Here is a 19551-nt window from a genome sequence, read left to right as displayed (position 1 = left end):
CCCGTGCCATGACCGAGCCTGTTGCCATGTTCACCAAAGTCCTGATCGCCAACCGTGGCGAAATCGCCTGTCGCGTCATCGCCACCTGCCGCCGCCTCGGCATCGCCACCGTGGCGGTGTATTCCGATGCTGACCGCAACGCGCGCCACGTGCGGCTGGCCGACGAAGCCATCCACATTGGTCCTGCCGCCGCACGTGAGAGCTACCTGCGCGGTGATGCCCTGCTCGACGCCGCACGCCTGACCGGCGCGCAAGCGATCCACCCCGGTTATGGCTTCCTGTCCGAGAACGCCGACTTCGCCGATGCCTGCGCGGCGGCCGGCATCACCTTCATCGGCCCGCCAGCCAGCGCCATCCGCGCGATGGGCGACAAGAGCGCGGCCAAGGCACTGATGGCCAAGGCCGGTGTGCCACTGACCCCCGGCTATCACGGCGACCAGCAGGCGCCGGACTTCCTGCGCGCACAGGCCGACGGCATCGGCTACCCGGTGCTGATCAAGGCCAGCGCCGGCGGCGGTGGCAAGGGCATGCGCAAGGTCGAGCGCAGCGAGGACTTCGTCGATGCGCTGGCCAGCTGCCAGCGCGAGGCGGCCTCAGCGTTCGGCAACGACCATGTGCTGGTCGAGAAGTATGTCGAGCGCCCGCGCCATATCGAGATCCAGGTGTTCGGCGACAGCCACGGTGAGGCGGTCTATCTGTTCGAGCGCGACTGCTCGGTGCAGCGCCGCCACCAGAAGGTGCTGGAAGAGGCGCCGGCGCCGGGCATGAGCGCAGAACGTCGTGCTGCAATGGGCAAGGCGGCAGTCGATGCCGCGCGCGCGGTGGGCTACGTCGGTGCCGGCACGGTGGAGTTCATCGCCGGCCCGGACGGCGATTTCTACTTCATGGAAATGAACACCCGCCTGCAGGTCGAGCACCCGGTGACCGAGTACATCACCGGCACCGACCTGGTGGAGTGGCAGCTGCGCGTGGCCTCGGGCCAGCCGCTGCCGCTGCGCCAGGAACAGCTGGCGATCCACGGCCACGCCATCGAAGCGCGCCTGTATGCCGAAGATGCCGACCGGGGCTTCCTGCCCTCCACCGGCACCCTGCGCCGCCTGCGCCTGCCGACCCCATCGGCCCATGTGCGCGTGGATACCGGCGTGGAGGAAGGCGACAGCATCACCCCGTACTACGATCCGATGATTGCCAAGCTGATCGTCTGGGACGTGGACCGCGATGCCGCCCTGCGCCGCATGAGCCAGGCGCTGGCGGACTGCCAGGTGGTGGGCGTGACCACCAATGCCGGCTTCCTGCGCCGCCTGGTGAACACCGATTCGTTCGCGCACGCCAAGCTGGACACCGCGCTGATCGAACGCGAACAGGCGGCATTGAGTGCAGTGGGCGACACGGATGATGCCCTGTGGCAGCTGGCTGCGGTGGCTGCGGTTGCAAGCACGGGCGGCGCCAGCACCGACGCGCGCGATCCGCATTCGCCGTGGCAGGCCCAGGACGGCTGGCGCCTTGGCGCATCGGCATCGCGCGTGCTGCCGCTGCAGCAGGGCGAACGCAAGCACACGCTGAAGGTGTGGACGCAGACCGATGGCTGGCGCGTGCAGTGCGATGACGCCGCGCCGGTGCAGGTGCTTGGCACGGCCGATGCGCAGCATCTGACCGTGCACCTGGGCGAGCGCCGCCGGTCACTGCAGCTGCTGCGCGAAGGCGACCAGCTGTATCTGTTCGGCGCCGATGGCCAGCACCGCTTCACCCTGCACGATCCGGTGGGCGAATCGGACCACGCCGTGGCCGATGCCGGCAGCCTGCTGGCGCCGATGCCGGGCAAGATCGTCGCGACACTGGTCGCGGCCGGCACCGAGGTCAAGCGCGGCACGCCGCTGGTGGTGCTGGAAGCGATGAAGATGGAGCACACCCTGCAGGCACCGGCAGACGGCACGGTGAAGGGCTACCGCGCCAAGGCCGGCGACCAGGTGGGTGACGGTGCGGTGCTGGTGGACTTCGAAGCGGCGTGATGTGGCGGGGGCCGCGCGGGTTCAGACCGCGCGGTCCTCGGGATTCCAGATCACACCTGCCGGGTCCAGTTCGGTCGTGGTTATGGTCGGGGCGCGCCAGCCAAAACCGCATACGGCGAGGACGCCCTCGGAACGCGGATCTAGGCCAAATTCGTGCTCGATGGGCCAGGTCGCCGACGACGCCTCCGACCTGGACACCGCGCTGAAACTGCGTCGCAGGAACGTCAAGCTGGCCTCTCCGGTGCGCTCTTCCAACGTTTCTGGAACCACGGTGCCATGCCCAGCAGGACCACTGGCCTGTACCGGCTCGGCGCGCCTTGCTTGACGCTGCGCTGCGGCACGCTCGCGGTAGTCACACGTGGTCCAATCGGCGGACATTGACCCACAAGGAGTGTTTCCGATGTCCGCAAAGTCCCCGATGACCACTGTCAATGCCGGTCGGCTGCTCGACCTGCTGTGTTCTGACGACGCCTTCCGCGCAGAGTTCACAGCCGATGCCGGCGCTGCGATGGCGCGGCATGGGCTGCAGGCACAGTCCGGCACAAGCCCCTGCGCCATCCACAACGTCCTGGCCAGCAAGGAAGAGTTCCAACAGGTGCGCCAGCAGATCGCCGCGCTCCTGGCCCAGCGCGCCGCATTCACTGTCCCCTTCATGTTCGAATCCGGGCATCTGCAGGGAAGCGTGCACCACTCCGCCGTACCGCAGGCCGCTTGAACGCCCCTCAATCCACTTCAGAGGTAAATCCGATGCTGCCGTTCACTCGTGCCCCGTTCTCCAGCGAACACACCACCACCGAGTCGCCGCGCTTTGAGCCGCAAACCGCCATTGCCCTGCTCGATCGCTTGTGCAGCGACGACGTGTTCCGTGCGCAGTTCAGCAGGAATCCGCTGCCGGCCTGCCGACAGATCGGCCTGGCATTCGGCTCGATGGCGCAGGTGCCGCCTTGCCTGAGCACCGGCAAGCTGGCCAGCAAGGAAGAGCTGAGCCAGGCCCGCGATGCCCTGGTGAACTATCTCTCCAGCCACCGCGCAGCCATGACCGTGGTCTTCACCTTCGAAGCCGGTCACGTCCACCGCATCATCCAGTAATGCACCCGACAAGGGGCGCTGGGTACTCCAGCGCCCTGCCGGGCTTGTTCAATCGCGGGCCTCGCGCTTCCAGACATGCCCCGCAGGGTCCAGCTCCGCCGTGGTCATGCTCTGCGCACGCCAACCGAATCCGCACACCGCCATTGCGCCGTCGACCATCGGGTCGAACCCGAGCAGCGACTCGATCTCCGTCTCATTGATCGCCGCGGTGACGAAGCCGCCCAAGCCATTGGCCGTGGCCGCTGTATACAGTGCCTGCGACACATGGCCGACATCCAGACTCACGGCGCGATAGGCCTTGGCGTGGTTGCGGTACTTCCAGAAGTTGCGACCGAAACGGCAGACCAGCACCACCATGGCGTGGGCCGAAGCGAACCAGTGCTGGCCCGACAACAGGCGCAGGCAGAAATCGTCCAGCTGGGCGGGCTGTGCCTGTTGCCGTGCCAGCTCGTGAGCCACGGCATGGTAGTGATACAACCCAGGCTGCAGGCCATCGACCTTGCGCGCAATCACGTACGCTTCCAGCGGATGCAGGCTACCCGCGGACGGTACATTCTTCTTCAGGAAGCGCACGCCGGGTTCGGTTTCCACCTGTGCCTGCGCCATCAGCACGTGCTGCATCATGCCGGCCAGCATCTCCAGCGATAGAGGCTTGTCCTCGGCGTAGTTGCGGCAGGTGGTACGTGCAGCCAACAGCTGCGCCACGGCATCGGGTGCCGCGACCGGCAGAGCGATGGCACCCGGCTGCCGCTCCGGGGCTTCGGTCGGTGGCTTGCCGAGCTGCTGCACCAGGTCCTGTGCGGTCACCATCCGGTGCTTCTCCATATCGCCGGCACTGTCTACGCCCGCCCAGCGGGAATGGCGATGATGGATGGCTGACAAGGCCCACCAGTGCCCGTCGCGAACACGCTGGTCGGCCTGTCGCGCCGCCTCGGGCGCGCCCTCCTCGGCGATGAGCAACCCCGCCTCCAGCAGCGATGCGACTCGGGCGCGGTTCTGCAGGTCATCCGGCAAGACCTGCCAGCGCTCCGCGCTGGTCTGCAACAGCAACGCACAAGCGTCGGCATCGAGCGTCACAGGCTGATCGAGATGGGCAGCACGCACCTGCAACTGCTGCACGAACTCCACACCGGTTCCACCAGCCAGCAGGCTGTTCAGGGAGAACGATGGTTGTTCATCGGGAACAACAGCCAGCGCGTGGCATCGGCGGTACCGCGAAGAGGTCATCGACGTTCCTGTGGCAAATGGGATTCCAGCAATGTGCTGCCGGTGGAGCTGGGTAAGTATGGCCCAGTACCGCGTTCAAGACCCATCGATCCGCGCCGCTATGACTACGGTCAAAGGCACGCGCCACTTGTTCGACCTTCCCTGTCTCCTTGGATCCCACGCTCATGACCAACCGCAAATCCCCACTGTCCCTCGCTGACGCCACCACGCTGTTTGATCTGCTCACCACCGACGCTGACTTCCGCACAGCATTCAAGCAGGACCCGGCAACAGCCCTGCAGCAGATCAGTGCCGAGGCGGGTGCCGCCGCGCAGGGCTGCATGCTGTCCGCCGACCTGGCCTCCAATGAAGATCTGGCCGCTGCACGCGACAATCTGGTGCAGCAGCTGACCGAGCGCGCGGTGTTCAGCCATCCGCATTGCTTCATCGACGGTTCGCAGGCGCCGACGCCCTGACCTTGGTGCTGATCGCTCAGGATGCGTCCGGTGAGAGGGCGCATCCCGGGCGTGATGGCCCACGCTGGCTGTCGCCTACATTCAATGCCTGCAACACGGACGAGCCTGCGAATTCGGTATAGGCGCGCCCGCGGTGCCGACGCATCCAGTCCAGCTGCGTCTGCTGCTCCTGTATCGCGCCCTGTGCGGCGTAGGCCGCTGCCAGCACGCTGTGGACCTGGAACAGCTCGCTGCCATCAACCATCGCCTGCAGCATCTTGATTGCCTGCGCGCTGTCACCGGACAGATGCAACGCATTGGCCTTGACCACCGCCGCCAACTGGCGCGCACGTGGGTCGACGGCGTCGGCCGCCAATACGTCAAGCTCGGCCACCTGCCGGCCGATCGAGGATTGCAGGCCCAAGCGCTGTGCCGCATACAAGCTGGCCGCAGCGAAATACAGATACTGTCCGCGTTCACCGTTTTCGGGGCGTGCCGCATTCCGCAGCAGCGCGCTGGCCTGCGTTGCGAAGTCGCGTGGCGCTACGCATCGAGCCGCCGCGGCGTGAACAGCCAAATTGACCGTGCCCAGCAGATCACATACGAAGGGACCGCCATTGCACCGGCCTGCGGACGCGACCGAGGCTGCCAACGCCTCCTCGAATCGCCCCTCATCAATGGCCAGTGAAGTCCCTTCCAGCCACCGTCCCGGCCCGTTCTCCGGCAACCGCGCCAGCACTGCACTGGCCTCTGCATTTCGCCCGGACACGGCCAGCGCCGCAACCAACTGCCGGTTCGGGCGACCTTCGGCGAGCTGCATGGCACGATGCAGCGTTGCTACCGCCTCATCGACCTTTCCCCGTGCCAACTGGATGCGCCCGAGCAGCTCCAGCGTCACGCTGCGCAACGGGTTCTGCTCCACGTTGGCATGGGCAACGGCCTGCTCCGCCTTTTCGTAGTGGCCCAGCACGAACTCGGCCAGACCATGGTTGACGCTGGCCCCGTGATGATCCGGATACAGATCGGCCAGTACCTTCCAGGCCTCGCCAGCGGCGGATTCAGAACCGGACTCCAGCTCCACCTGCCATGCATCCAGATACAGGCCCTCACGCGTGCTCAGCCGATGACGCAGCGTCCTGACCTTGGTCAGCAAACCGCGCGCGTCCTCCAGTTGGCCCTGGCTGAACATCGATCGCATCTGCCCGACATAGGCCATGGCGAAGTCAGGATCAATGCGCGTTGCGATCTGGAAGAATTTCAACGACGACTCGGTCTGTCCGCGGCCATAGGCAAGCTGTCCGCGTGCGTAGGCATGCAGTGCGTCGAGGTTGGCTGTTGCCACCTGCGGCAACGGTGCCGATGTCTTGCCGATCTGCGCCATCGCTTCGCCCAACCGCGATCGCAATTGCACCACCACTTGGTCACTGGAGGTCAGCGCGGAAGGCAGGCCTTTGCCATCGGAATAAACCGAGTAGACGGTCTCGCCAGTGGCAGGATTGACGACATCGACGGCCACACGCAGCTGGCCGTGTACCTCACGGATCGAGGGATCGAGTACCGCGCGCGCGCCATCGCGCATTGCGATCTGGACAGCGGCGGCACGATCGATCTCGGTGTTTTCTGGCATCAACATGCGCGCCATGGTGTCGCGCGCCTTCATGTCGCTGATCACGTTTACGTAACGCGACTGCTCAAGCCCGATGCGCAACGCCTGGTTCAGGGCGTCGTCCAGGACCGGGTTATCGGTCAGGTTGCGCGCATCGGCCATCACCACCCAGTCGCGTTCGGCGAAGGCAATCGCCGGCTGTGGCCGGGCCAGCAGCCACAGGCCCAGCCCGACAGAGACAATCAGGGCCGCCTGCGCGGCCATCGCCAGCGGACGCCGCCAGACCGGAACATCAGGGCGTGCCTTGTCGCTGGCACGCGGCCGGGAAAGCATGCCCTTCCCCGCCACCGCCACGCCCAGCACTTCCATCGGTTGCGCCACACCGCGAAAGCGCCAGCGACCGAATGACCTCCACTGCAGGCGACCGCCCAGTTCACCCAGCTCCGTCGCTGCACGGCGCACCACCGATTCAGCAGCCGCCGACATCAGCAGTTGTCCGGGGGGAGCCAACTGCATCAGGCGCGCGGCCATCGGCTTGGCCAGGCCCTCCACCTCCACAGCCTTGGCTCCAAGCGCGATCGATTCCGAGCTGTTGTTCCACAGGATGACCTCACCCACGTGCAACCCGGCCCGCGCCTGCAGTCGGAGATCACGCGCCTGCCCCAGCGGCTGCAGGCCACGCTGGTAATCCAGGGCGAATCCGAGCGCATCAATCGGGCGCTCGAACAGCATGAACAATCCGTCGGAGCGGTCGATCAGCTGGCCGTGCCAGCGCTGCTGCAGCGCCAGCACCAAGCGGTCGTGTTCCTGGAACAGTTCGGCAGCGGCAACATCGCCGATGCGTTCGACCAGCAGCAGCGAATCACACAGATCGGTGAACAGCAGCGCACGCAGTTGCTGGTTGTGCGGCGTCGACGTTCCGTTGTCGCCATTCATCGCCTGCATCTCCCTATGGGCCGTCCGGAGCATCCGCCCAGCGCAGGCAGTTGCCACCATCGCGCTTGGCCTGGTACAGCGCGCGGTCCGCGTTGGCGTACCACTCGCTCCAGCCTGCCTCCGGCGCCAGCAGGCTGGCACCGATGCTGACCAGGCTGACGTGCGGCGTGCCATGACTGCGTTCGAGCAGGCCATGCACCGCGCTGAGGATGAACTCGGCCGCGTGCTGCACGATCTCATGGTTGCCACGGCGCAGGATCAGGCAGAACTCATCGCCGCCGAGGCGGCAGGCCAGGTCCTGTTCGCCGGCCATCGAGCGCAGGATGTTGCCCATGCTCTGCAGTACACGGTCGCCGGCCTGGTGGCCGTGGCGATCATTGATCTGCTTGAAGCGGTCGCAGTCGATCAGCAGCAGTGCCTGCGGCAACCCTTCGCCATCGGCGCGGCATTCCTGCAGGTACAGGGTGAGGCCACGACGGTTGTGCAGCCCGGTCAGTTCATCGGTACGCACCAGTTCACGGGTGTGGGTCAACTGGTGGGTGGTGATGTAGAGGTTGTCCAGCGCGGTTTCCAGATCGTGGTTGCGCCGGCGCAGCTGGCTGATCAGCGCCTGCTCGTTGGTCAGCACGCGCATGATCGTACGGCGCAGGAAGTAGGCGACCAGGCCGGGATCGGATTCCACCAGGCGATGGAAGTCGGCCGGGCCCAGCTCCAGTACTTCACAGTCGGCCAGCGCGCGTGCACTGGCGCTGCGCAGGTGATCGCCGACCAGCAGGCCAAGCTCACCGAAGAACTCATGCTGGCCGAGCGTCTTGATCACCAGGTCCTCGCCGAAGTCCAGTTCTATCTGGCCTTGGAGGATCACATACATCCGTTCGCCGCGATGGCCACGCTGGAACAACCACTGTCCGGCATGAAGCTTGCATGGACGGGCATATCTGGCGAACAATGCGACCTCGGCAGCGGACAGCAGCGCGTGCACGATCTCGGCCATCGCCACCCGGGCGATACCTGACGTCACATCACTGTTCTCGGCCGCACCCCTGCCGGTCATTCCCTGCACCCGCCGCCAGCGTCCCCTGGTGAGCCGCGGAGCATAGCACCGCTTTAAAGTGTGCGCCCTATCTCATTTTGACCCGTCTGCCGATCTTGATTGATGTGAAGATCGGTGGTGGCCCGTTCTGGTCACAGGTGTCCGGGCAAAACCCCTGCTGGATCAATCCGATGCTGGGTTTCACAGGCTTTCGGCCAAGTTGCCGGCACGCGGGGGTGCGCCTGATTGACGCTGGCTGCGCGCTGCTCCCTTGCATCGATACAACAACGCCGGCAGGTCCCCCGACCGGCCGGCGTTGTCTGGCCCTTCCCTGGCCACCCTGATCGGATTCCGAAGCTTCGGTAGCGCCGGCCGCTGGCCGGCTTCCCTGTGGTGCCCGAAGGATCACGTGGTTGCCGGCCAGCGGCCGGCACTACCGCATCACGCCGCGCGTTCGCTGTGCCCGCCGTGGAACTGCTCTTCCTCGGTCGAACCGGTCAATGCGGTGGTCGACGACTGGCCCTGCTGGATCGCCTGGGTCACCGCATCGAAGTAGCCGGTGCCGACTTCGCGCTGATGCTTGACCGCAGTGAAGCCGCGCTCGGCCGCTTCAAACTCGGCTTCCTGCAGTTCCACGAACGCGCTCATCTGTCGACGTGCATAGCCGTGGGCCAGATTGAACATGCCGTAGTTCAATGCATGGAAGCCGGCCAGGGTGATGAACTGGAACTTGTAGCCGTAGCTGCCCAGCTCGCGCTGGAACTTGGCGATGGTGGCGTCGTCCAGGTTCTTCTTCCAGTTGAAGCTGGGCGAGCAGTTGTAGGCCAGCAGCTTGCCCGGGAACTTCGCATGGATCGCCTCGGCGAACTTGCGCGCGAACTCCAGGTCCGGCTTGCCGGTCTCGCACCACACCAGGTCGGCGTAGGGCGCATAGGCCAGGCCACGGCTGATCGCCTGGTCCAGGCCGTTGCGGGTCTTGTAGAAGCCTTCCACGGTGCGCTCGCCGGTGGCGAATGGCTTGTCGTTGCCATCGATGTCGCTGGTCAGCAGATCCGCGGCTTCGGCATCGGTACGTGCCACCAGCAGGGTCGGCACGCCCAGCACGTCGGCGGCCAGGCGCGCAGCGTTGAGCTTCTCGATGGCCTCGCGGGTCGGCACCAGCACCTTGCCGCCCATGTGGCCGCACTTCTTCACCGACGCCAGCTGGTCTTCGAAATGCACGCCGGCGGCACCGGCCTCGATCATCGCCTTCATCAGTTCGAACGCATTGAGCACGCCGCCGAAACCGGCTTCCGCATCGGCCACGATCGGCTGCAGGAAGTCGATGTCGTCCTTGCCTTCGGCGTGGTGCAGCTGGTCGGCGCGCAGCAGCGTGTTGTTGATGCGCTTGACCACCGCCGGCACCGAATCGGCCGGGTACAGCGACTGGTCCGGGTACATCTGCCCGGCCAGGTTGGCGTCGGCCGCCACCTGCCAGCCGGACAGGTAGATCGCCTTCAGGCCCGCCTTGACCTGCTGCATGGCCTGGTTGCCGGTCAGCGCACCCAGCGCGTTGACGAACTCGCGCTCATGCAGCGACGCCCACAGCTTCTCTGCGCCCAGGCGGGCCAGCGAATGCTCGATGTGGACGGTGCCGCGCAGGCGCACCACGTCGGCGGCGCTGTAGTTGCGCTGGATGCCTTCCCAGCGCGGGTTGGTATCCCAGTCGTGCTGGATCTGTTCGGCAGTGGGCAGCTTGCTCATGTCTTTCTCCAGTTCGGTTCGTGCGTGCAGCGGGGAGGGAAACGGCGGGATTGCGGGCAGTCGGTCAGTCGATGCGCGCGTAGGCCGGCAGGGTCAGGAAATCGGTGAGCTCTTCGCTGCGGCTCAGTTCGCCGAGCAGGGCGATGGCCTCGCCGATGCGTGTGCCACCGGGCAGCGCGGCGGTATCGCCCAGCCGTGCCGGCAGCTGCGAGAGGGTGGAATCCAGCAACGCCAGATCGATCGCAGTGCCATCGTCCAGCTGCTGGCCCGGCGTATGCAGCCACTGCCACAGCTGGCTGCGGCTGATCTCCGCGGTGGCCGCGTCCTCCATCAGGTGGTGGATCGGCACGCAGCCGTTGCCATCCAGCCATGCCGCCAGGTAGCGCACGCAGACTTCCACATTGCCTTCGAAGCCGGCGCGGGTGATGGTGCCGGGCGGCCGTGCGATCAGTTCGTCGCGGCCGACGCGCACATCCTGGCGCAGCACGCTGTGCTGGTTCGCACCGGGCATGTGTTCGTCGAAGATCGCCATCGCCACCGGAATCAATGCCGGATGCGCGACCCAGGTTCCGTCGTGGCCGGCGGTCACTTCGCGCAGCTTGTCGGCGCGCACGCGGGCCATCGCCTGTTCGTTGGCGGCGGCATCGTTGTTGATGGGAATCTGCGCGGCCATGCCGCCCATCGCATGCGCACCACGGCGATGGCAGGTCTGGATCAGCAGCTCCGAATACGCCTTCAGGAACGGCTGGGTCATGGTCACCTGGCCGCGCTCGGGCAGCACGCGGTCGGCGTGGCGGCGGAAGGTCTTCAGGTACGAGAAGATGTAGTCCCAGCGCCCGCAGTTCAGGCCGACGATGCGGTCACGCAGCGCGTACAGGATCTCATCCATCTCGAACACCGCCGGCAGCGTTTCGATCAGCACGGTCACCTTGATCTGGCCGTGCGGCAGGCCGAGCATGCCTTCGATGTGCGACAGCGCGGTCTCCCACAGCGCCGCCTCTTCCATGCTCTGCAGCTTGGGCAGGTAGAAGTACGGGCCGCGATCCTTGGCCTGCAGGGTGCGGGCGTTGTGGAAGGCGAACACCGCCGCGTCGAACAGGCCACCAGCGATGAACTGGCCATCGATGCGCACGTGCTTCTCGTCCAGGTGCCAGCCGCGCGGGCGCACGATCAGCACCGCCTGTTCGTCGAACGGGCGCAAGGTGTAGTGCTTGCCGGCCTTCCCGTTGGATGCCGGTGCGGTGTACTCGAGATCGCCACGCACCGCGGCGGCCAGCGACTGCTGCCCGGCCAGCAGGTTGCGCCAGGTCGGCGAGGTCGAATCCTCGAAGTCGGCCATGAACACCTTGGCGCCGGAGTTCAGCGCGTTGATGACCATCTTCGGGTCGGTCGGGCCGGTGATCTCGACGCGGCGGTCCTGCAGCGCGGTCGGCAGCGGGGCAACACGCCAGTCGCCGCTGCGGATCGCGGTGGTGTCTTCGCGGAAGTCCGGCAGGCCGCCCTGGTCGAAGAACGCCTGACGCTCCCGACGGGCCTGCAGCCGTGCCTGCCGGCCCGGTTCCACCGCGCGGTGCAGCGACACCAGCAGGGCCAGCAGCGGCGCGGGCAGCAGAGTGTCCTGGCCGGCCACGCGGGTCGCCAGGGCGATACCGGGGGTGGCCTTGCTGGCGGGGGTGGGAACAGCGGAAGCGACGGCGGACATGGGGCGACTCCAGCGGTGGGGGAACGCCTCCACGGTGCCGTCGGCGCCGAGTATTTGGCAAAACAGTTTTTGCAATGCTCTACATAAGTTGTGCTAATACTTGTGACACGATGAGCACACGCACCCCGCCAAGTCCGCGTTTTTCCTACAAATCCGACCGGCTGAAGCCACTGCGCGCGTTCTGCCAGACCGTGCGCCTGGGCTCGGTCTCACGGGCAGCTGAGGCACTTTTCGTCAGCCAGCCGGCCATCAGCCTGCAGTTGCAGGCCTTGGAGCGAGAGCTGGGGGTGCCGTTGTTCGAGCGCAGCGGGCGCCGCCTGGTGCCCAGCCGCGAGGGCCAGCTGCTGTACGAGATGGCGCAGCCACTGGTGGAGAGCCTGGACGGTCTGGAGGCGCGCTTCCGCGACAAGGTGCGCGGCCTGGACGCGGGCGAGCTGAACATCGCCGCCAACAGTTCAACCATCCTGTATTTGCTGCCGAAGATCGTCGAACGCTTCCGCCTGCACCATCCGGACGTGCGCCTGACCCTGCACAACGCGATCAGTGCCGATGGCACCGACCTGCTGCGCGAGGATGCCGCCGACCTGGCGATCGGCTCGATGACTGATGTGCCGGCCGATCTCAGCTACGCACCGGCCTACCGTTTCGAGCAGGTGCTGATCGCGCCGCACGACCATCCGCTGGCCAGTGGCGGCGAGCTGGAGCTGGCCGACATCGCACGCTATCCGCTGGTGCTGCCGCCGAAGCGGCAGATCACCTACCGCCTGGTGGACCAGGTGTTCCAGCGCCACCGCATCGCCTACACCGTGGCATTGGAAGTGGGTGGCTGGGAGGTGATCAAGCAGTACGTGGCGATGGGCATGGGCATTTCCATCGTGCCGGCGCTGTGCCTGAACGAGGCTGACCGCGAGCGGCTGGCGGCGCGGTCGATGAAGCGCTGGTTCCCGGAACGCAGTTACGGGGTGATCGTGCGGCGTGGCAAGGCGCTGTCGGCGCAGGCGCGGGCGTTTGTGGAGCTGATCCAGCCGGAGTTGTTCAGTCCGCGCGACTACGACCAGAGCGGGCATTCCGAGCGGTGAGGGGTGTTCTGGTTTGCAGGGCTGCCGCCCTGCACCTGCAGAGGCCGAAGCAACGGCAACGTCAACGTCAAAAGCTGGCGTTCCGTGGGATGGCGGGGTGGGTCCGGTTACGGGGGACGCTGCAAGTACGTCCATGTAAGCTCGGTCGCCGCATCCATGCGGCTCACGCCCCCGCAACCGGACCCACCCCGCCTTCGACAGTTGGCCGCGATCTGTCGGGGTCGGATCCCGTTGCTGCGCAACGGGCTCTGACCCCATTTCCGGCTGGCGATGAATAAACTGGCCCCATGTCCATCGAACTCCGCCATCTGCGTTACTTCCTTGCCGTTGCCGATACGCTGCACTTCGGACAGGCGGCGGAGCGGCTGGGCATGTCGCAGCCGCCGCTCAGCCAGCAGATCCGCCAGCTGGAAGATCTGATCGGTGCGCGCCTGTTCGTGCGCAGCCATCGTCGTGTGCAGCTGACGCCTGCGGGCGAGCTGCTGCAGGAACGTGCACGCGCCATCGTGCAGCAGGTGGAAACGGCGGTGGACGAGGTGCAGCGCGCGCAGCGCGGCGAGCAGGGTGAGCTGCGCATCGGGCTGACCCGGGCGACGCCGCTGTCGCCACAGATTCCGCGTTCGATCCTGCGCTACCGCCAGCAGTACCCGCAGGTGCGGCTGCAGCTGAGCGAGATGAACACCCTACAGCAGATCGATGCACTGCTCGATGGCAGCCTGGACGTGGGCATCATCCGCAAGCGCGCGTTGCCGCCGGAACTGGTGGCGCACAGCCTGTTCGTCGATCCGCTGGCGTTGATCGTGCATGCCGACCATCCTGCCCTGCGCAGACTGTCGAAGCAGGGCACGTTGTCGCTGCGCGACTTCGCGCAGGAGCCGTTCGTAGCATTCCGGCGCAGTGCCGGTGCGGGCATCCATGACCACATGATCGCGTTGTGTGCGGCTGCCGGGTTCACTCCGCGCATCGTGCAGGAAGCCGGTGAGGCATCGACATTGATCAGTCTTGCGGCTGCCGGTCTCGGTGCGGCGATCCTGCCGTCGTCCTGCGACCACATCCGGGTGGAAGGCGCGCGCTTCGTAGCGCTGGCCGATGCCGGTGCGCATTCGGAAGTGCAGCTGGCGTGGCATCGCGAGGGTGTGACGCCGCTGATCCGCAATTTTGCTGGTCTGCTGCGCGAGGCGTTCGCGGAAGGGTGAGGCGCAACTCACCCGGTAGTGGCCAACCTTGGTTGGCCCACGGCCACAGCGCCGACCAAGGTCGGCATCTACCAGAGCAGGATCACGCCGTCACCGGCTGCGGGGCGCGCTGCTGCAGCGCCCAGACGATGCCACCGCCGATCAGGGTCAGCACGGCGGCGAACAGGCACACGCCCAGCCAGTCCCACGCCGCATAGGCCAGGCCGCCTACACCACCGAGCACGCTGGAACCCAGATAGTAGGCAAACAGATACAGCGCCGAGGCTTCCGCGCGCATTGCACCTGCGCGGCTGCCGACCCAGCTGCTGGCCACCGAATGGCCGCCGAAGAACCCAAACGTGACCAGCGCGATACCCAGTGCCATCGTGCTCAGCCACGGCATCGCCAACAGCGCGATGCCGGCACCAATCAGTGCGAACGAGATCGACAGGATGCGCCCGCGCCCGTAACGCGTCGCCTGCTGGCCCATCCACGCCGAACTGAAGGTACCCACCAGGTACACGCTGAAGATCAGTCCGACCACGGTCTGGCTGAGGTGGTACGGCGGCGCCAGCAGGTGATACCCGAGGTAGTTGTAGAGGGTGACGAACACACCCATCAGCGCGAACGAGGTGGCGAACAGCCACGGCAGGCCCGGGTCGGCGAACAGCGTGCGCCAGCGCGACGGCAATTGGCGCAGGCCATCGCGGCGCGGGTGGAAGTGGCGCGACGGCGGCAGCTGCAGCCACAACAGCACGGTACTGGCGATGGCGATGATCGAGACGACGCCGATGCCCCAGCGCCAGCCCCAGTGGTCGGCGATGATGCCGGCCAGCAGGCGCCCGCTCATGCCACCGATGGCGTTGCCGCCGATGTACAGGCCCATCGCCAGGCCCAGCGCGCGGCTGTCCATTTCCTCGACAAGGTAGGTCATCGCCACCGCAGGCACGCCGCTCAGCGCCAGGCCGAGCAGCGTGCGCAGCACCAGCAGCGTGGTCCAGTCATCCACCAGCGCCGTGCATAGCGACAGCGTGGCCGAGGCCAGCAGCGCGGCGATCATCATCGGGCGACGGCCAACCGCGTCGGAGATCAGGCCGGCCAGCAACATCGCCACCGCCAGCGTGCCGGTGGTCAACGACAGCGACATCGCGCTGCCGGCGGCGGACACGCCGAAGTGACGGCTGAACTCCGGCAGCAGCGGCTGCACGGTGTACAGCAGGCCGAAGGTGGAGAAGCCGGCCAGGAACAGCGCCAGCGCGGTGCGGCGGAAGGCCGGCGTGCCCTGCTGGATGCGGGTCTCGGCGATGGGATCGACAGTGGGGGGGCGGCGTTCGAGGGCCGCCGCGGTTTCGCCAGTCATGGGATCGATGGGCCGGTGGGGGCGGCCGGGCGTGGGAGGGAACGGGCTTAAGGCTAGGCCCGTCGATCCAGTCGATCCATAACCTGATAGGTCATGATTGATACATCAGAAGTATCAATTCAGCTTACAGGCGCTGCCATTCGAAGCCGGCACCCCGGCGGTAGTACACCGCCACGGCGCGCCCATAGACCTTGTCGGCGTCGACGAAGCCGAAGAAGCGGCCATCGAAGCTGTTGCCACGGTGGTCACCCAGCACCAGCACCTTGCCGTCCGGCACCACCAGGTCAGCGATGTCCGGGCCGCCGCCCATGTCCAGGTCGAGGCTGGCATGGCGGTCGCCGAAGGCTTCCACGTCCTGCAGGTCGGCGATCTGCAGCGGCTGGCCGTTGATGCTCAGATGGCCTTCGCGCAGCTGCACATGATCACCGGCCACTGCAGCCACGCGCTTGATCAGGCGGGTGCCGTCGGCCGGCGAGTCGAATACCGCCACTTCGCCGCGCTGCGGGGTGCCGGTCGCCATCAGTTCCTTGCCGGTAAACGGCAGGCGCAGGCCATAGGCGCGCATGTCCACCACCACCCGGTCGCCGGGCTGCAGGGTCGGCTGCATCGAGCCGCTGGGCACCACGTAGTGGTTGGCGAGGGTATCGCGGGCGGCGGCGAGCAGGCCAAGCATCACCAGCAACGGCAGCGCCTCCTTCTTCAGCCAGGCCAGCGCGCGTTCGGAAAAGGGAGGGCGGGCAACAGCATCCATGACAGGCTCCGGGTGATTGGTAGCGGTATCAGACCACACGCAGGCGCCGCAGGTTCCCGGTAGCGCCGGACACGGGTTACGCAGGTTTTACGCCCCGGCCCGGCCGCGGGCATCGCACCTTTACGGGCAGCACGCGCATCGTGTGCCCACCGCGCCACAGGGCGCATTCCGCAAGGTGTTGTATGACCCTCCTGGTGATCCGCCACGCGTCTTCGTCGGCGCCGCGCCCGCAGCTGCCGGCGCAGCTGAGCGGCCATCGCGTGCTGTGCAGCGACTGCGCCAGCCTGTCTGAAGTGCGCCAGTGCCTGTGCCAGCCGCAGGCGCGCTCGGCCGACTGGGTGCTGCTGGATGTCGGCGTGGCCGACGAGGCGCAATGGCAGGCCGAAGGTGGCGCGCTGCAGGCGGCGCTGGAACGGCTGCCGGCACAGTACATCGAGCTGCAGGCCCCCAGCGAACCCGGCCTGGAGGCACGCCTGCGCCTGCAGCATGGTCCTGCCGCGGTAGTGGTCGACCAGCGCAGCCAGCAGGCCGGCTATCCGCTGTCGCTGGCCATCGTCGGCCGCCGCCTGGCACAGGAGGGCTGAGCCATGTCGATCTTCATCATCCGTGGCCCGGAAGCGTCCGGTGCGTTGATCCGCACAGCAATGCCGCTGCCGGCGCCGGTACTGAAGTCGCTGGTGCATCGCGCGATCGACGCCGGTACCAGTGTGGCGATCCGTGCCTGCGGTTCGGAACAGGAACTGCTGGATGCGCTGCGCGTGGCCGACCACAGTCGCGGCGAGGTGACCCTGCTTGACCCGGGTGCATGTGCCAACAGCCTGCGCCTGCAGCGCCTGCTGCCCTACCTGCACAACGCCTATGTGGAAGTGCATGACGACGGTGCAGTGGCCGAGCCGTGCCTGCCGGCCGGTGTCGGCCAGCGCCTGGGCATCGCCGCTGGTTACGGCGCGCAGAGCTATGTGCTGGCGCTGGATATCGCGCTGGATCACCTGGGCCTGGCCGAGCAGGCGAACCGGGTGCACGTGGGGACGTAAGCCGCTTGTGTAGAGTCGAGCTTGCTCGACTGGCTTTTCGTGGAAAGACCGTCGAGCAAGCTCGACGCTACACAAAGAAAAACGGCGGGGTTGCCCCCGCCGTTTTCTGTTTCTTATTTCAGCCCGCGGAACTTCAGCAGCGGTTCCACCGACGGGTCCTTGCCGCGGAAATCGCGGTACAGGGTCGACAGCTCCACGCTGTTGCCGCGCGAGAGGATCTTGTCGCGGAACTCCTGGCCATTGGCCGCGGTCAGGCCACCGTGTTCGGTGAACCACTGGTAGGCGTCATGGTCCAGCACTTCGGCCCAGAAGTAGGCGTAGTAACCGGCCGAGTAACCGCCACCCCAGATGTGGTCGAAGTAGGTGGTGCGGTAACGCGGCGGCACCTGCGGCAGGTCGACCTTGAACTTCTTCAGCGCACTGGCTTCAAAGGCGCCGACATCCTGCAGCGGCGCATCGGCCTTCTGCGTATGCCAGGCCAGGTCCAGCAGCGCGGCCGACAGGTACTCGGTGGTCGCATAACCCTGGTTGAAGCTGCGTGCCTTGAGGATCTTGTCGACCAGTTCCTGCGGCATCGCCTCGCCGGTCTTGTAGTGCTTGGCGTAGTTGGCGAACACCTTCGGATCCAGTGCCCAGTGCTCGTTGAACTGCGACGGGAACTCGACGAAGTCGCGCGAGGTGGCGGTGCCCGCGATCGACGGGTACTTCACGTTCGAGAACATGCCGTGCAGCGCATGGCCGAACTCATGGAACATGGTGGTGACGTCGTCGAAGCTGATCAGCGCAGGCTGGCCGGCGGCCGGCTTGGTGAAGTTGCAGACGTTGTAGACCACCGGCTTGGCACCGGTCAGGCCGTCCTGTTCGACGAACACGTCCATCCAGGCACCGCCGGACTTGCTGTCACGCTTGAAGTAGTCGGTGTAGAACAGGGCCAGCGAGGTGCCGTCCTTGTCGAACACTTCGTACACCTTCATGTCCGGGTTGTAGGTCGGAATGTCGGTACGCGGCTTGAAGGTGATGCCGTACAGCTGGGTGGCGGCGTAGAAGACGCCGTTCTGCAGCACGTTGTCCAGTTCGAAGTACGGCTTGATCTGCGACTCGTCCAGATCGTACTTGGCCTTGCGCACCTGCTCGGCGTAGAAGTCCCAGTCCGAGGCAGCGACCTGGAAACCACCCTTCTGCGCGTCGATCACCTTCTGGATCTCGCCGGCCTCGGCGCGCGCCTTGGCGGTGGCGGCCGGCACGGTGTCGGTCAGCAGCTTGAGCGCGGCGGCCGGGGTCTTGGCCATCTGGTCGCCCAGCTGGTAGTCGGCGAAGGTGTCAAAGCCGAGCAGCTTGGCCTTCTGCGCACGCAGCTGGGCCAGGCGCTGCACGGTCTGCCGGGTGTCGTTGGCATCGCCACGCTCGGCGCGGGTTTCCGAAGCCTTCAGCACGGCGGCACGCTGGTCGCGGTCGCTCAGCGAGCCGAGCACCGGCTGCTGGGTGGTGTTCTGCAGCGGCAGCAGGAACTTGCCATCCAGCTTGCGGTCCTTGGCGGCGTTGGCGGCGTTGTTGATCGCGTCCTCGTCCAGGCCGGCCAGCTTGGCCTTGTCGTCGACAACGACGGCCGCAGCGGCGGTGGCGGCCACCAGGCGGGTATGGAACTGGGTGGAAAGGGTGGTCTCTTCCACGTTGAGCTTGCGCAGACTCGCCTTGTCGGCATCGGACAGCTGCGCACCGGCGCGCACCAGACCGTCGTAGTAGTGCTCGACCAGGCGCTTCTGCACCGGGTCCAGCTCCAGCGTGTCACGCTGGTCGTACAGCGACTTCACGCGCGCGAACAGCTTCGGATCGAGATTGATCTCGTCCTGGTGCGCGGCCAGCTTCGGCGCCACGTCTTCCTGGATCTTCTGGCGCGCATCGTTGGTATCGGCCTGGACCAGGCCGAAGAAGATGCGCGACACGCGGTTCAGGGTCTCGCCGCTGCGCTCCATCGCCACGATGGTGTTGTCGAAGGTGGCCGGCTCGCTGCTGTCAGCGATCTTGCGCACGTCGGCCAGGTGCTGGCGCATGCCTTCCTCGAACGCCGGCAGGTAGTCGCTATCCTTGATCTTGTCGAACTGCGGCGCCTGGAACGGCAGCGTGCTGGCGCTCAGCAGCGGATTGGTGGAGGCTTCGGCCGGCTGCTGGGCCGGGGCTTTCTGGGCATCGGACACGGGGGTGGACTCCTTGCCGGAACAGGCCGCCAGCGCCAGGCTGATGGCGGCGGCCAGGACTACGGTACGCGACATGTAAAACACTCCTTGGGCAGACGGTACGGGATACCAGCCCTCCACCCTACTCCTGTCGCGCTCGCCCGGCATGTGCCGGACGTGGCGTCTATGCGGCGGCCTG

Annotated in this window: 16 protein-coding genes and 1 pseudogene; 8 read left to right on the top strand and 9 right to left on the bottom strand. The window is 66.5% G+C overall.

What is annotated here, in order from left to right:
* The first annotated feature begins 8 nt into the window (after positions 1-8).
* Positions 9-2009 (top strand): acetyl/propionyl/methylcrotonyl-CoA carboxylase subunit alpha, encoded by a 2001-nt coding sequence (locus ACZK5G_RS01035; protein WP_478465024.1) that lies wholly within the window; start codon positions 9-11, stop codon positions 2007-2009.
* Between the two features lie 21 nt (positions 2010-2030).
* Here the strand turns inward: ACZK5G_RS01035 and ACZK5G_RS01030 are convergent.
* Positions 2031-2171, bottom strand: a pseudogene (locus ACZK5G_RS01030) (putative peptide maturation dehydrogenase); the annotation flags it as partial.
* A gap of 238 nt (positions 2172-2409) precedes the next feature.
* Here ACZK5G_RS01030 and ACZK5G_RS01025 point away from each other — a divergent pair.
* Positions 2410-2724: an NHLP-related RiPP peptide gene (locus tag ACZK5G_RS01025; RefSeq protein WP_125895448.1), complete on the top strand. Its 315-nt coding sequence runs from the start codon at positions 2410-2412 to the stop codon at positions 2722-2724.
* A 32-nt stretch (positions 2725-2756) separates the two neighbouring features.
* Positions 2757-3098, top strand: a complete 342-nt coding sequence (locus tag ACZK5G_RS01020; RefSeq protein WP_478465022.1) for an NHLP-related RiPP peptide — start codon at positions 2757-2759, stop codon at positions 3096-3098.
* 48 nt (positions 3099-3146) lie between these two features.
* Here ACZK5G_RS01020 and ACZK5G_RS01015 read toward each other — a convergent pair whose 3' ends face one another.
* Complete coding sequence (locus ACZK5G_RS01015) at positions 3147-4325, bottom strand: putative peptide maturation dehydrogenase (protein ID WP_012509742.1); 1179 nt, start codon at positions 4323-4325, stop codon at positions 3147-3149.
* Positions 4326-4489: 164 nt separating this feature from the next.
* On the opposite strand from ACZK5G_RS01015, the gene ACZK5G_RS01010 reads away from it, so the two are divergent.
* Complete coding sequence (locus ACZK5G_RS01010) at positions 4490-4780, top strand: NHLP-related RiPP peptide (protein ID WP_478465020.1); 291 nt, start codon at positions 4490-4492, stop codon at positions 4778-4780.
* 16 nt (positions 4781-4796) lie between these two features.
* Here the strand turns inward: ACZK5G_RS01010 and ACZK5G_RS01005 are convergent, their stop codons facing one another.
* The 4 genes from ACZK5G_RS01005 to aceB all read right to left on the bottom strand — a co-directional run bounded on the left by ACZK5G_RS01005 (position 4797) and on the right by aceB (position 11779).
* Positions 4797-7301, bottom strand: a complete 2505-nt coding sequence (locus ACZK5G_RS01005; protein WP_478465018.1) for a putative peptide modification system cyclase — start codon at positions 7299-7301, stop codon at positions 4797-4799.
* Positions 7302-7314: 13 nt separating this feature from the next.
* Positions 7315-8355, bottom strand: a complete 1041-nt coding sequence (locus ACZK5G_RS01000; RefSeq protein WP_478465016.1) for a GGDEF domain-containing protein — start codon at positions 8353-8355, stop codon at positions 7315-7317.
* 420 nt (positions 8356-8775) lie between these two features.
* Positions 8776-10077: an isocitrate lyase gene (gene aceA / locus ACZK5G_RS00995; protein WP_478465014.1), complete on the bottom strand. Its 1302-nt coding sequence runs from the start codon at positions 10075-10077 to the stop codon at positions 8776-8778.
* Positions 10078-10141: 64 nt separating this feature from the next.
* The gene (gene aceB, locus ACZK5G_RS00990; protein ID WP_478465012.1) at positions 10142-11779 is read right to left on the bottom strand and encodes a malate synthase A; all 1638 of its coding nucleotides are present in this window, start codon (positions 11777-11779) and stop codon (positions 10142-10144) included.
* Positions 11780-11889: 110 nt separating this feature from the next.
* On the opposite strand from aceB, the gene ACZK5G_RS00985 reads away from it, so the two are divergent.
* Positions 11890-12858 (top strand): LysR family transcriptional regulator, encoded by a 969-nt coding sequence (locus ACZK5G_RS00985; RefSeq protein WP_478465010.1) that lies wholly within the window; start codon positions 11890-11892, stop codon positions 12856-12858.
* Between the two features lie 287 nt (positions 12859-13145).
* Positions 13146-14054 carry a LysR family transcriptional regulator gene (locus ACZK5G_RS00980; protein WP_032956221.1) on the top strand — a complete coding sequence of 303 codons (909 nt, stop codon included), beginning with the start codon at positions 13146-13148 and terminating at the stop codon, positions 14052-14054.
* A gap of 82 nt (positions 14055-14136) precedes the next feature.
* Here ACZK5G_RS00980 and ACZK5G_RS00975 read toward each other — a convergent pair whose 3' ends face one another.
* Complete coding sequence (locus ACZK5G_RS00975) at positions 14137-15393, bottom strand: MFS transporter (RefSeq protein WP_478465009.1); 1257 nt, start codon at positions 15391-15393, stop codon at positions 14137-14139.
* Positions 15394-15517: 124 nt separating this feature from the next.
* Positions 15518-16144 carry a signal peptidase I gene (gene lepB / locus ACZK5G_RS00970; RefSeq protein WP_189720369.1) on the bottom strand — a complete coding sequence of 209 codons (627 nt, stop codon included), beginning with the start codon at positions 16142-16144 and terminating at the stop codon, positions 15518-15520.
* Positions 16145-16326: 182 nt separating this feature from the next.
* On the opposite strand from lepB, the gene ACZK5G_RS00965 reads away from it, so the two are divergent.
* Positions 16327-16728, top strand: coding sequence for a hypothetical protein (locus ACZK5G_RS00965; RefSeq protein WP_478465007.1), 402 nt, complete (start codon positions 16327-16329; stop codon positions 16726-16728).
* A 3-nt stretch (positions 16729-16731) separates the two neighbouring features.
* A complete protein-coding gene (locus tag ACZK5G_RS00960; RefSeq protein ID WP_032968155.1) occupies positions 16732-17178 on the top strand; it encodes a 3-dehydroquinate dehydratase in 447 nt (148 codons plus the stop codon).
* A gap of 113 nt (positions 17179-17291) precedes the next feature.
* Here the strand turns inward: ACZK5G_RS00960 and dcp are convergent, their stop codons facing one another.
* Positions 17292-19448 (bottom strand): peptidyl-dipeptidase Dcp, encoded by a 2157-nt coding sequence (dcp, locus tag ACZK5G_RS00955; RefSeq protein WP_032130469.1) that lies wholly within the window; start codon positions 19446-19448, stop codon positions 17292-17294.
* Positions 19449-19551: the final 103 nt, after the last annotated feature.

The organism is Stenotrophomonas sp. 62841_Sma (genome assembly GCF_056482945.1).
This window is presented reverse-complemented; position numbering and strand designations above follow the sequence as displayed.

Coding starts and splice junctions, on each gene's coding strand:
- ACZK5G_RS01035 (WP_478465024.1), top strand. CDS start 9: ATGACCGAGCCTGTTGCCATGTTCACCAAAGTCCTGATCGCCAACCGT.
- ACZK5G_RS01025 (WP_125895448.1), top strand. CDS start 2,410: ATGTCCGCAAAGTCCCCGATGACCACTGTCAATGCCGGTCGGCTGCTC.
- ACZK5G_RS01020 (WP_478465022.1), top strand. CDS start 2,757: ATGCTGCCGTTCACTCGTGCCCCGTTCTCCAGCGAACACACCACCACC.
- ACZK5G_RS01015 (WP_012509742.1), bottom strand. CDS start 4,325: ATGACCTCTTCGCGGTACCGCCGATGCCACGCGCTGGCTGTTGTTCCC.
- ACZK5G_RS01010 (WP_478465020.1), top strand. CDS start 4,490: ATGACCAACCGCAAATCCCCACTGTCCCTCGCTGACGCCACCACGCTG.
- ACZK5G_RS01005 (WP_478465018.1), bottom strand. CDS start 7,301: ATGAATGGCGACAACGGAACGTCGACGCCGCACAACCAGCAACTGCGT.
- ACZK5G_RS01000 (WP_478465016.1), bottom strand. CDS start 8,355: ATGACCGGCAGGGGTGCGGCCGAGAACAGTGATGTGACGTCAGGTATC.
- aceA (WP_478465014.1), bottom strand. CDS start 10,077: ATGAGCAAGCTGCCCACTGCCGAACAGATCCAGCACGACTGGGATACC.
- aceB (WP_478465012.1), bottom strand. CDS start 11,779: ATGTCCGCCGTCGCTTCCGCTGTTCCCACCCCCGCCAGCAAGGCCACC.
- ACZK5G_RS00985 (WP_478465010.1), top strand. CDS start 11,890: ATGAGCACACGCACCCCGCCAAGTCCGCGTTTTTCCTACAAATCCGAC.
- ACZK5G_RS00980 (WP_032956221.1), top strand. CDS start 13,146: ATGTCCATCGAACTCCGCCATCTGCGTTACTTCCTTGCCGTTGCCGAT.
- ACZK5G_RS00975 (WP_478465009.1), bottom strand. CDS start 15,393: ATGACTGGCGAAACCGCGGCGGCCCTCGAACGCCGCCCCCCCACTGTC.
- lepB (WP_189720369.1), bottom strand. CDS start 16,144: ATGGATGCTGTTGCCCGCCCTCCCTTTTCCGAACGCGCGCTGGCCTGG.
- ACZK5G_RS00965 (WP_478465007.1), top strand. CDS start 16,327: ATGACCCTCCTGGTGATCCGCCACGCGTCTTCGTCGGCGCCGCGCCCG.
- ACZK5G_RS00960 (WP_032968155.1), top strand. CDS start 16,732: ATGTCGATCTTCATCATCCGTGGCCCGGAAGCGTCCGGTGCGTTGATC.
- dcp (WP_032130469.1), bottom strand. CDS start 19,448: ATGTCGCGTACCGTAGTCCTGGCCGCCGCCATCAGCCTGGCGCTGGCG.